Source organism: Clostridium sp. HBUAS56017, from assembly GCF_007115085.1.
Taxonomy (GTDB): domain Bacteria; phylum Bacillota; class Clostridia; order Clostridiales; family Clostridiaceae; genus Clostridium; species Clostridium cibarium.
On the sequence record NZ_SULK01000016.1, the window covers coordinates 31,371 to 44,183 of the forward strand.

The window sequence follows — 12,813 nt, forward strand, 5'->3', positions numbered from 1 at the left end:
GAAGGCCTAAAGCTTAATAATATAATAATTATAATTGCTTTCCTACGCTGGTATTAACCAGATCAGGTACAAGGGTTAACGATATACATTTCTCAGCCTTTAGGCACCCCTAGCAGATATTTTCATTTCTGCTTTTATTTTATGTCTTGCATTAGAAAAAGTCAATTAATTTATTGACAACCATGCTAGACGAATTTGGGGCAGTTGGACTACATACTATATTTTCATTAGGGATATTGATGGTATCTCCTATATTGAAGTTAGATATTTGATTTAAAGGAATTGATGTTATTCTTCCATCTTCAAGGGAAACATATGCATCAATACTGTTTTTATCAATAATTATTGCTTTCATTTATATGTACCTCCTATATAATAGGATGGCTATAAAAGAAAAAGATATACCTAAGTATATCTAATAAAGATCATTATAAATAATTTTGAAAACCTCTAAGGATTCTTCAATTTTAGATTTTAATAATTTTTTTTTGCTTTCAAAATTGATTCTTCCTTCTTTAGTTAATGTATATATTTTTTGAAACTTTTTCTTTGGATCGTTCCACTCGCCTATAATATCTCCTTGTTTCTCTAGTTTCTTTAAAATAGGGTATATTCCACCAGTACTAGGCACCCATAGTCCATTAGTTTTTTCACCTATTTTATGAGATATATCATTTCCATTTGACGGATTTAAACTTAAGATATAAAGAATATAAATTGGAAGCAATCCTTTTGTAAAAACCTGCCCTACGGCTTCATTTTCTTTTTTTATTTTTTTTAAATCAGCAAGTTTTTGTTTATATTCTTCATATAATCGTTTCTCCTCGGCTTTAAGATCCTTTTCATTCATGATTAGATTTAGAGTTCTTCTATAATGAAGCCTAATAATCCAGGACCAGTGTGGACTCCTAATGCAGGGCCTACAGTGGCAGTGGAAATTTCATTTATATTTTCATTTGTTTTTAAAGCATTAAGAATGGCATTACTTTCCTCGATAGCATTTCCTTCGATAATCCAAATGTTGCATTTGTTTTTGTTTAAATAGCCTTCTACAATTTCCTTTAATTTATTTATAGATTGTTTACGGCCTCTAGCTTTAGCATATGTTTGATAAATACCGTCATCTCCAACAAAAACTATTGGTTTTAAATTTAGAAGTTCTCCAATTGTTCCAGCAACTCTTCCTATTCTTCCGCCTTTTTTTAGATATTCAAGTGTATTCAATGTGAAATAGGTATGTACACTTTTTCGGTAAGTTGGAAGCAGTGATATAATTTCTTCAAAGGTTTTTCCTTCTTTAACAAGCTTTGAAGCTGATAATACAATAGAGCCTTGTGCCATGCTTAATGTTTTAGAGTCATAAACATAACTTGTTAGGTTAGGGTGGTCTTCTAAAGCCAATCTAACAGAATTACTTGTACCAGAAAGAGCACTTGATATATGTATAGCAATAACATGTGTATAGCCTTCTTCTTCAAGGTTAGTTAATATACTCTCTATTTTCTTCATACAAGGCAAAGAAGTAGTAGGTATTTCTTTTTCTAATGAGTCATATAGTTCATATGGTGTTATACTTACTCCATCTTCATATTCATTATCAGAATATATAATTCTAAAAGGAAGGGAAAATATATTATGTTCTTTTAGTAAATCTGATGATAAATCAGATCCGCTATCGGTTATTATTGCGATCTTCTGCATAGTAATACCTCCAATATATGTAACAAAATTATTATCAATAGTGATAATGTTAACTATATCAGAAGTGATAATGTTAGGCAATAAAAATATTGGACTACCTGACTTCCATAATGGAAAGTATAGTTAGCCCAACATTTAGCTAGTTTTCTGCAATATTATCATTTAGAAGGAGTTCCTATGGATATATCATTTTTTTTATCAACTATATGCCAAATTGTTTTTCCAGGAGAAAGGGGAACCTTGTTTCCTGATTTGTCATATAATATAGTTCTTGAGCCTTTGGCTGACTTTTCCCAAGTTACATCTATAACCTTACCTCCAGATAAAACATATCCCTCTCCTTTGCCTAAGAGGTCTATATTTAAATGTAAGTTATCACTGCTTAGATTTATATTTGTTTTTTGTATTACTATATTTGAAAAATTTAATTGATTATTATTTAATGCATCAATAGAAATTTTGCCATCCATAGACTTTGTATACAGACCATCCTTATAGTTATATGATGTGTTGTATCCTTTATTAATAGTGATACTTAAATTGTTTGCTTCAGTAAATTCTGAATTAGAATAATATTCACTATTAAAACTTAAAAAGGGTTTGTTTTTAATTTCTAAATTCTTACTAATAATATATTTAGTTATGTTTTCCGAGGAAGTATATAAATTGTGAGGAGCTTTTCTTTTATTATCTCTCCAGAAATAGGAGCCTTCAGAAATTTCATTTATGCTCATTAAATTTTTATCATTTGAAATTCTATTTAATGCATCTTCTGAGCCGCCGCAATGAGCAAAGGGGAGTTCAAGTTCCTCGGCAATATCTATGAAGTATGGGCGAACACTCCTTATAGGACCGATTACTTCTGGCAAATTATCATGGAATAAAGCTATAAATCTAGGAATTCCACCTTCAGCAGAAGTTTCATAGATAATATCTGCATATGAAATTCCGCTTTGTGGACGAGCTTGTGAAGAATTTTCAATCATTCCCATGAAAGAAGGTTTGTTGTTATCGTCAGCGGTACATTCCTTACCGGTATAGTAACTGTAATATTTTTCTTCTGGTTTTTCTTTAATATTATCTGTAGAAGATATGGTTTTATTTTGACAACCTATAAGTAAAACTGATAATGAAAAAATAATTAAAAAAATTTTTTTCATATTTAGCCTCCTAAAGTATTTTTGAAGTGGCGGTATAGTTTAATTCTAATGCAAACAGGAAATAAATTCCATAGAATCTAATTAAAATATTGGTCATAAAAGTAGAATACTCTAAAAAAGTGAGAAAAGAAGAACAATATAGTAATAAATAATGATATAGATGATTAATTGATTTTTTCAGTAATTTGATATATGTAATTTTATGAAGTATAATAACATTTGTGGTTTAAACCACTACTATATATTGTGTAGCGGGGGTGTAGCTGTTGCTATATGTTGTGAAGAGAGACGGAAGAGAAGTTGAGTTTAATGCTGACAAAATAACTCATGCTATAAAAGGTGCTTCCGGAGAAGAAGGTCTTAACTTAAAAACAAGTGAAATTTATGAAGCTGTACAGAAGGTCGTTATGTATATAGAGATGACTGAAAAAAATAAAATTACAGTGGAAGAAATTCAAAATTATGTTGAGAAAGCATTAGAGGATACTAATCATAAGGAAATTGCTTTAGCATATTCCAATTATAGAAAAGAAAGAACAAAGATTAGAGATATTAAGTCAGATTTAATGAAAGCAATACAAAAAATTGGTGTTGAAACAGATAGGGATAATGCTAATGTAGGAAATAATTTCAGTTCAAAACTTTTGAGAATAGCATCAGAGTCAAATAAGTGGCATAATCTTTCAGCTATGCCAAAGTATTTAGCGAAAGCTCATGAAACTGGAGATTTATATTATCATGATTTAGATAGTTACAATTTAACAACAAACTGTCTACATATACCTACTAGAGAATTATTGGAACATGGATTTAATACAGGATATGGGACTATAAATGTACCAAAAAGAATTGAGAGTGCTGCTGAGCTCTCATGTATACTTTTACAATCAACTCAAAACGATATGTTTGGAGGTCAATCACATCCGGATTTTGATAATGATATGGCTGTTTTTGTAGAACCTACAAGACAAGAAATCATAAATGAATTAAAAAGCCTAGGAGTTCAGGAAGAAAAAATAAATGAAGTGGTTGAAACAAAATTAAAGGAAAGAGTTCATCAGGCTATGCAAGGGGTTGTTTACAACCTAAATACAATGCATTCAAGAGCAGGTTCTCAAGTTCCATTTAGTTCAGTAAACTTGGGTATTCCAACTTCAAAGGATGCAGCTTTAGTATGTGAAGCTTTTTTAGAAGAATACGATAAAGGATTAGGTAAAGGGGAGCAACCAATATTCCCAAACATAATTTTTAGAGTAAAAGAAGGCGTTAATAGAGAAGAGAATGATCCATATCATTATTTATATAAGTTAGCTTGCAAGGTTGCAGCAAAGAGGATGAATCCAACATTTATGAATATAGATTCTGATTTTAATAAAGAATATTATGAAAAAGGATATATGCCTGCAACAATGGGATGCAGAACTTATCTTATGAAAAATGTTAATGGAGAGCCAGGTTGTAAGGGAAGAGGAAATATTGCTCCTACAACAATAAATTTGCCAAGAATAGGTATATTAGCTAAGAAAGATATTGATGTATTTTTTAAGTTATTTCAAGAGAAAATTGATTTGGCTAAAGAATCATTATTGCATAGATATAATGTTTTAAAGAATTTGAGGGTTAAAGATTTACCATTCGTAGCAGGACAATACTTAATGAAAGGTTCTGAAAATTTAGATCAAAATGATTCGATAGAACCAATTTTAAAACAAGGAACATGGGGAATTGGATTTATAGGCCTTGCAGAAACACTTGTTGCTTTAACAGGAAAGCATCATGGAGAAAGCGATGAAGCAAGAGAATTAGGGTATAAAATTATTTCTTACTTAAGGGAACAAGTAGATAAAATGACAGAGGAAACTCAGTTGAATTGGAGTACATATGCAACTCCAGCAGAAGGGTTATCTGGAAAGTTTATAAAGCAAGATCAAAAGCTATTTGGAATAATACCAGGAGTAACCGATAAAGAATATTATACAAATAGTTATCATGTACCAGTAGGATATGCAATATCAATTAAGAGAAAAATTGATATTGAAGCACCATATCATAAGCTATGTAATGGAGGACATATTAGTTATATAGAAGTTGATGACAATCCTACAGGCGAAGGTATAATGGATATAATTAATTATGCATACAAAAATACAAATATAAGCTATATGGGAGTGAATTTTCATATAAGATATTGTAAGGAATGTGGAGAATCGCTTCATAGTCATGAAGCAAAATGTCCTAAATGTAGTAGTACTAATATTCAAGGAATTTCAAGGGTAACTGGATATTTAAGTCTTGATGAAAGATTCGGAGCAGGAAAATCTCATGAAAGAGAAGATAGAGTTACACATACAGACAATCATGTAAATACTTACAAGGTATAAATCAATAAAAAATGTATTTAAGCTAAGTTGGGTAAAACTAACTTAGCTTTTTTAATTTTTATGAAAAAAAGATACGACATTATATTTGATTTAAGGTGACGCTTAAAGGACAAGGATGCAATTTTTTTTAAAAAACTTGCAACAATTAATATGTTAATGCAGAAAAATTAAAAAAAACACAACGATATTGAATGGAGCGTAACGATATCTTGCAAAAAAATAAATATTTCCTATCTTTTGATATTGTTATTTAATGCACTATATGATAAAATTAGTGCATAAAAATAAATTTAATATATGGAATCTTTTTTGATGTGATTGGGGAATTTATCTTAAAAGAAAAAATATATTTATAAGCAATAATTAAAAACGGGGGGATTATATATGACTGTAAAAAGGTCTAGTGATGGAAAAAGAATATATATTGTAGACACAACCCTTAGAGATGGAGAACAGACAGCGGGGGTTGTTTTTGCTAATGAAGAAAAAATTGCAATTGCTACCATGTTAAGTGATTTAGGTGTAGATCAACTTGAGGTTGGAATTCCAACAATGGGTGGAGATGAAAAGCAGGCTATTAAAGATATAGTTAAGAGAAATCTTAAGAGCAGTATCATGGCTTGGAATAGACCTGTAATATCTGATATTAACGAATCTATTGATTGTGGTGTAGATGCCGTGGCAATCTCGATATCAGTATCAGATATACACATAAAAAACAAATTAAAAAAGTCTAGAGAATGGGTACTAGAAAAGATGGTAGAAGGTGTTGAACACGCTAAGAAAAATGGATTATATGTATCTGTAAATGGAGAAGATGCTTCAAGAGCTGATAAAGATTTTTTGATTCAATTTATGAATACAGCTAAACAAGCAGGAGCAGATAGATTTAGATATTGTGATACAGTAGGGGTTATGGGGCCATTTCAAATTGAAGAGCAAATTAAATACCTTTATGAAAAAACAGGCTTTGATATAGAAATGCATACCCATAATGATTTTGGTATGGCAACAGCAAATGCTATTGCAGGCATTAGAGCTGGAGCTAACTATGTAGGGTTAACAGTAAATGGATTAGGAGAAAGAGCAGGAAATGCAGCTTTAGAAGAAGTTCTAATGGCATTGAAATATGTTTATGGAATGGAAATAGATATTGATACTACAATGTTTAGGGAAATATCTCAATATGTATCTAGAGCAGCAGGAAGAGAACTCCCAATATGGAAAGCTATTGTTGGAACAAATATGTTTGCTCATGAGTCAGGAATTCATGCAGATGGAGCTATAAAAAATCCTAAGAATTATGAAGCTTTTGATCCAAGAGTTGTAGGACTTGAAAGGCAGATAGTAATAGGTAAACACTCAGGTAAGGCTGCTATAGTGAATAAGTTTAAAGAATATAATATAGATTTAACAGATGAAGAAGCTACAGGAATTTTAGAGATGGTAAGAGCCACATCAGTAAGGCTTAAGAGAAGTCTCTTTGATAAGGAAATTGTGCAAATGTACAAAGAGTACAAAAGATTAGCTAATTCAAAATAATATTAATTATAAAAAAGCAATAAGTAGGGGGAAAAAGATGGGCGATAATTTAGTATATAAAATTCTAAAAAGTCATATTGTTGAAGGAGAATTAAAGGCATTAGAACCTATTGCTATTAAAATAGATCAGACCTTAACACAAGATTCAACTGGAACAATGGCATATTTACAACTTGAGGCAATGGGAATAGATAGAGTTAAGACTAAGAGATCTGTAGCATTTATAGATCATAATATGTTACAACAAGGATTTGAGAATGCAGATGACCATAAGTTTATACAAACAGTTGCTTCAAAATATGGAGTGCATTTTTCAAAACCAGGTAATGGAATCTGTCATCAAGTATTTTTAGAAAGATTTGCAAGGCCAACAGAAACATTAATTGGATCTGATAGTCATACACCAACAGCTGGTGGAGTGGGAATGCTTGCAATGGGTGCTGGTGGATTAGATGTTGCTCTTGCAATGGGTGGAGGAGCTTATAACATAAATACACCTAAAGTAGTTAAGATTAATCTTGTTGGAAAATTAAAAAGAATGGTAGCATCTAAAGACATTATCCTTGAAGTTTTAAGAAGATTATCTGTAAAAGGTGGAGTTAATAGAGTATTTGAATATGCAGGAGAAGGTGTTAAGACACTTTCAGTTCCAGAAAGAGCTACCATAACTAATATGGGAGCAGAACTTGGAGCTACAACTTCTATTTTTCCAAGTGATGAAAGAACTTTAGAATTCTTCAAAGCTCAAGGAAGAGAAGAAGATTGGGTAGAATTTAAACCAGATGCGGATGCGGTATATGATGAAGAAATTGAAATTAATTTAAGCGAATTAAAACCTCTTACAGCTAAACCACATAGCCCAGACAATGTTGTTCAAGTTAAAGAAGCTGGTAAGATAAAGGTTGATCAAGTATTTATAGGAAGCTGTACAAATTCTTCATATGAAGACTTAATGAAGGTTGCAAAAATACTTAAAGGAAATAAGGTTAATCCTAATGTAAGTTTAGTAATTGGACCAGGGTCAAGACAAGTTATGGAGATGATAGCTAGAAATGGAGCTTTAGCAGATATTATAAGCTCTGGAGCTAGAATACTTGAAAATTCTTGTGGACCATGTATTGGTATGGGGCAAGCACCTGGAACAAATGGAATTTCGCTTAGAACAGTAAATAGAAACTTCTATGGAAGAAGTGGAACATTAACAGGGCAAATCTATATAGTTAGTCCAGAGACAGCAGCAGTATCTGCTATTAATGGAGTTTTAACTGATCCAACAGAAAAGGATATAGATTTAACTATAGAAATGCCAGAGAAGTTTATTATAGATGACTCCATGATTTTAGCACCAGCTGAGACAAATGCTGAGGTTGAAGTTGTTAGAGGACCAAATATTAAGCCATTCCCAATAGGAAAAGAATTAGGCAATGAAGTGGATGGAAAAGTAATAATAAAGGTTGAAGATAACATTACTACTGATCACATTATGCCTTCAAATTCAAAATTACTTCCATTTAGATCTAATATTCCTTATCTTTCAGAATTCTGTTTTAATACAGTAGATACAGAATTCCCTAAGAGAGCTAAAGAGAATAATGGTGGATTTATTATTGCAGGAAGTAACTATGGGCAAGGGTCTTCAAGAGAGCATGCAGCTTTAGCACCTCTTTATTTAGGGGTTAAAGCAGTTGTTGCAAAATCTTTTGCTAGAATTCATAAGGCTAACTTAATCAACAATGGAATAATTCCTATTGATTTCAAAGATGAAGGGGATTATGACAATATTGATTTACTTGATGAATTAGTTATAGAAGGAATTCAAGATGCTTTAAGCACAGGAATAGTTAAAATAAAGAATTTAACTAAGAATGTAGAATTTGAAGCGGTTGTTGATTTAACAGAGAAAGAGATTGAAGTAATTAAAGCTGGCGGAAGACTTAATTATGTAAAGAATATGTAATATTATAAAGGCACCAAAGTCTCTTTGACGTTGGTGTCTTTAAATTTATAATCAGGGGGCAAAAAAATGAAGAGAGAAGAAAGAATAAAGTTAAATTTGGATTCGTTATGTGTGTATAAGGGGATATTTTCAGAAAAAGTTGGGGATAAATTTAAAACCCTTGTGGATAAGTTAGTTAATAGTAACACTTTGGGAGAATGCATTGTAGCCTATAATGAATTTACATATGAATTATTTAAGGAAAATAAGGACCTATCATTTAAAGAAGTTATAGTTGAAAACATGTTACTTGAAAACAACCCATTTAATATTTTTTTAGAGGAAAAAGAACAAGTTCCTGATTTTATTGTTAATGGAATTAGAGGAGAACTTGAAGTTTTATCTCAAATAGCATCAGTTAATAGTAAGGATATAAAGGACTGTCTTTTAGATAAATATGATGAGCAAGAATCGATTAAAAAAAGAATAGATTCATTGCTAGATTGGGGAGTAGGAGAAAAAAGTTATATACCAAAGAAGTGTATTGACTTTGAGGCTTTAAAAACATTATTAATTAATGGTATAGATTGGAGAGAATATACGGAAAATTTAATTGGTTTTCATAAGAAAAATGGGACAGGTAGAGCTACTGCATATGGAGCTTTTGTGTGGGAACGATTTGACAATGAGGAAGAAGGGCATTTAAGAGAAATAATCGATCCAGATCCTATTAGATTATCTAATTTAATAGGTTACGAAAGTCAAAAGAAAGAAATTGTAAGTAATACAGTTCATTTTTTAAAGGGAGTTCCAGCAAATAATCTTTTACTTTATGGATCAAGGGGGACAGGAAAGTCATCAACAGTAAAGGCGATATTAAATGAATATTACGAAGAGGGATTAAGATTAATAGAAGTAGATAAAAAACAACTTAGCGATTTTACTAGAATAATAAGGCTTCTTAAGAATAAGAAGCAGAGGTTTATTATATTTGTTGATGATTTAGTTTTTGATGAAAATGAAGATAGTTATTCTGCTTTAAAGACTATATTAGAGGGTAGAATTGAAAATAGGCCAAGTAATATATTGATTTATGCAACTACTAATAGAAGACATTTGGTTCAAGAAAAATTTTCCGATAGAGACGAAGTTAATTCTAAGGATACTATGGAAGAAAAGTTATCTCTGGCAGATAGATTTGGAATTACCATAAGCTTTTTTGCTCCAAATCAGAAAGAATTTTTAACTATAGTAGATGGAATAGTTAAAGATAGAGGATTATACATTAAGGAAGAGGAACTTCATAGAGAAGCTTTGAAATGGGAAAAGTGGCATAATGGAAGATCACCTAGATCAGCTACTCAATTTGTTGATTGGTTAGAAGGAGAATTATCTATTCTTAATAATACGGTGTTATAATATTAATATAAACTATAGATTAGGAAGTGGACATTTTGGGAAAGATGATACGATTAGCAGGAATAGCATATGAAAGTTTAGTTAATGGACCTGGACTTAGAAGGGTATTTTTCTCTCAAGGATGCAAGCATAACTGCAGAGGATGTTTTAATCCTGATACTCATGATTTTTCTAGTGGAGAAGAAAGAGATATGGATGAGTTAATTCAGGATGTAGTAGAAAATCCTATGATTAAAGGGGTAACCTTTAGCGGAGGAGATCCTTTTGAAAGAGCTCAAGAATTTGCATATATGGCGAAGAAGTTTAAGGAACATGGGTTAAATATTTGGAGTTATACTGGGTATACATATGAATATATATTAGAAAATATTGATAAAGTTCCAGGGTGGAAGGAGCTTATGGGTAACTTAGATGTTATAGTTGATGGTAGATTTGAAGAGGATAAAAAGGAAGATGGATTAAGATTTAGAGGATCAAATAATCAGAGAATTATAGATGTGAAGAAAAGCCTAAAGCTTAAGAAAGTGATAACAGTAGATTGTTAAGTAAAATTAGTTACTAGTCGATGAAAAAGTGGATTCATTAATTTGAATCCATTTTTTTATATAATTTTTACATAAAAAAATATTTACTAATTTATCAAGGAAGAGCTAAAGTTCAGATGATGGATTTAAGCCTGTTGGTAGTTGAGGGTAATTTTCTAGAGGATGTTACTTAGGTAACATGTTTCAGTTGGTATATTTACTTTTATGATGCCAAGTGTTATGATAGCTTAAATATTCAACTGGTTTATAATGGAAAATATGGCTCCTAACATATAAATCAAAGTGGAAGGAGGGAAGATGGAATAATGTTATGTGGGGGAAGTATATGAAACAGTTGAATTTGAAAAGAATTTTTGAGGAGGTAAAGTGTATGAAAAAAGTTTTAACATTTATGTTATCCATTATGGTAATGTTGGCTTCAATGTCAGCAATTGCAGCATCTGCAGTTAATAATGTAACTGTAGACAGTGCAAGCGTAATAAGGGATGTAACTCATTGTGCAAGTGGTTCGCTTTATGGAATAACTGAAACAGTACCAGCAGATATTAACAGTCTTGTAGCTCCACTTAAGCCGTATGTAATGAGAAATCCGGCTCGATCAGGTGCAGGCACTCAGCATTGGTTTGGTGCTGCTGCAATACCTGTTTCGAAAAGACTTGCTGGAATTCCCAGTGCAAAGGTCTCAATTGACTTGGCGGATATGTTGCCTGGTTGGCCATACCAATTTAAAAGTATGACAGATTGGCTTAATAAGGTAAAAGCTTTTATAGATGACAAGAAAGTATCTGGTCGCACCAATTATTATGGTTATGAAATATGGAACGAACCTGACGGTACATGGAACAATGCTAATGGGTCATTCGAAAATATGTGGCTACAAACATTCAAAACTATCCGTGCAAATGATCCAACTGAGAAGATTATAGGGCCTTGCTACAGCTACTATAATCATAATACTTTAAGTAAATTTTTGAGTTTCTGCAAGGCGAACAATTGCCTTCCAGATATAATGAGTTGGCATGAGCTTAGTGGAATCCAAAATGTATCAAATAATCTGAAAGATTATAGAACATTGGAATCTTCTCTTGGAATAAGTGCTAGGCCTATATCTATAAATGAGTATTGTGATGCAAATCATAATCTTGAGGGGCAGCCTGGATCAGCAGCACAGTTTATTGGGAAATTTGAACGTTATAAGGTAGATAGTGCATGTATATCCTGGTGGTTTGTTCCTAAGCCAGGCAGACTGGGGAGTCTCCTTGCTACTGACACACAAAAGGGAGCCGGATGGTATTTGTTTAAGTGGTATGGAGATATGACAGGTAAAATGGTGAATGTCACACCTCCAAAAGATGCCAGCACCCTTGTGGATGGAGCTGCATGTGTTGATGCAGGTGCCAAGTATATGAGCTTTATCTTCGGTGGGGGCAATGATGGTACCATAAATACAACATTTAAGAACATTCCATCTTTTATCGGATCAACTGCATCAGTTAAGGTTGAGAAGATTGATTGGACAAGCAAGGATACAGTATCTCATGGACCATCTACAATATCAACTTCTAATTATTCTGTGGTAAACGGGCAGATTACAGTAACATTGAAAGGTTGCAATGCTAGTTCAGGATATCGTATATATATTACTCCAGGAACTAGTAGTGGTAATGAAATTGTATCTGGAAAGACATACAAGCTTATCAACCGAAACAGTGGCAAGTTGCTTGATGTAGATAACAAATCAACTGCAGATGGGGGAAATGTTATTCAGTGGGCTGATAATGGTGGAAACAACCAGAGATGGGTTATTGTAAGCACAGACAATGGTTATATTCTAAAAAACGTCAATAGCAATAAATTGCTTGATGTAGATAATGGCTCAACTGCAGATGGAGGAAACGTTATCCAGTGGACAACCAATGGGAATAACAATCAAAAGTGGAATATTTTTAACTTAGGTAATGGATATTACAAACTACTTAATATTAATAGTGGGAAAGCACTAGATGTTTATAATAATTCGACTACAGATGGGGCAGATGTTGTTCAATGGACTGATAATTCGGGAACTAATCAGCAGTGGCAGCTTGTACAGCAATAATATAAAATATGTTTATTATTCTATAACTTGA

Annotated in this window: 10 protein-coding genes and 1 riboswitch; of the genes, 6 read left to right on the plus strand and 4 right to left on the minus strand. The window is 32.0% G+C overall.

Going from position 1 to position 12,813, the window contains the following annotated elements; genetic code table 11:
* Positions 1 to 22: 22 nt before the first annotated feature.
* Positions 23 to 121, minus strand: a riboswitch (TPP riboswitch).
* Positions 122 to 151: 30 nt separating this feature from the next.
* The 4 genes from FAY47_RS13925 to FAY47_RS13940 form a co-directional block, all read right to left on the minus strand.
* A complete protein-coding gene (locus FAY47_RS13925; RefSeq protein WP_143317520.1) occupies positions 152 to 355 on the minus strand; it encodes a hypothetical protein in 204 nt (67 codons plus the stop codon).
* A gap of 60 nt (positions 356 to 415) precedes the next feature.
* Positions 416 to 850 (minus strand): PadR family transcriptional regulator, encoded by a 435-nt coding sequence (locus FAY47_RS13930; RefSeq protein WP_143317521.1) that lies wholly within the window; start codon positions 848 to 850, stop codon positions 416 to 418.
* 8 nt (positions 851 to 858) lie between these two features.
* Positions 859 to 1,701 (minus strand): DegV family protein, encoded by an 843-nt coding sequence (locus tag FAY47_RS13935; protein ID WP_143317522.1) that lies wholly within the window; start codon positions 1,699 to 1,701, stop codon positions 859 to 861.
* 158 nt (positions 1,702 to 1,859) lie between these two features.
* Complete coding sequence (locus tag FAY47_RS13940; protein ID WP_143317523.1) at positions 1,860 to 2,861, minus strand: DUF3048 domain-containing protein; 1,002 nt, start codon at positions 2,859 to 2,861, stop codon at positions 1,860 to 1,862.
* Between the two features lie 266 nt (positions 2,862 to 3,127).
* Here FAY47_RS13940 and FAY47_RS13945 point away from each other — a divergent pair, with 266 nt between their 5' ends.
* The 6 genes from FAY47_RS13945 (at position 3,128) to FAY47_RS13970 (ending at position 12,782) form a co-directional block, all read left to right on the plus strand.
* Complete coding sequence (locus FAY47_RS13945) at positions 3,128 to 5,242, plus strand: anaerobic ribonucleoside triphosphate reductase (RefSeq protein ID WP_143317524.1); 2,115 nt, start codon at positions 3,128 to 3,130, stop codon at positions 5,240 to 5,242.
* 384 nt (positions 5,243 to 5,626) lie between these two features.
* On the plus strand, positions 5,627 to 6,784 hold the full coding sequence (gene nifV, locus FAY47_RS13950) for a homocitrate synthase (protein WP_143317525.1): 1,158 nt from the start codon (positions 5,627 to 5,629) through the stop codon (positions 6,782 to 6,784).
* Between the two features lie 37 nt (positions 6,785 to 6,821).
* Positions 6,822 to 8,741, plus strand: a complete 1,920-nt coding sequence (locus tag FAY47_RS13955; RefSeq protein ID WP_143317526.1) for an aconitate hydratase — start codon at positions 6,822 to 6,824, stop codon at positions 8,739 to 8,741.
* Between the two features lie 66 nt (positions 8,742 to 8,807).
* The gene (locus tag FAY47_RS13960; RefSeq protein WP_143317527.1) at positions 8,808 to 10,139 is read left to right on the plus strand and encodes an ATP-binding protein; all 1,332 of its coding nucleotides are present in this window, start codon (positions 8,808 to 8,810) and stop codon (positions 10,137 to 10,139) included.
* A 35-nt stretch (positions 10,140 to 10,174) separates the two neighbouring features.
* Positions 10,175 to 10,684, plus strand: a complete 510-nt coding sequence (gene nrdG, locus FAY47_RS13965) for an anaerobic ribonucleoside-triphosphate reductase activating protein (RefSeq protein ID WP_143317528.1) — start codon at positions 10,175 to 10,177, stop codon at positions 10,682 to 10,684.
* Positions 10,685 to 11,054: 370 nt separating this feature from the next.
* A complete protein-coding gene (locus FAY47_RS13970; protein WP_185966838.1) occupies positions 11,055 to 12,782 on the plus strand; it encodes an RICIN domain-containing protein in 1,728 nt (575 codons plus the stop codon).
* The last annotated feature ends 31 nt before the right edge of the window (positions 12,783 to 12,813 follow it).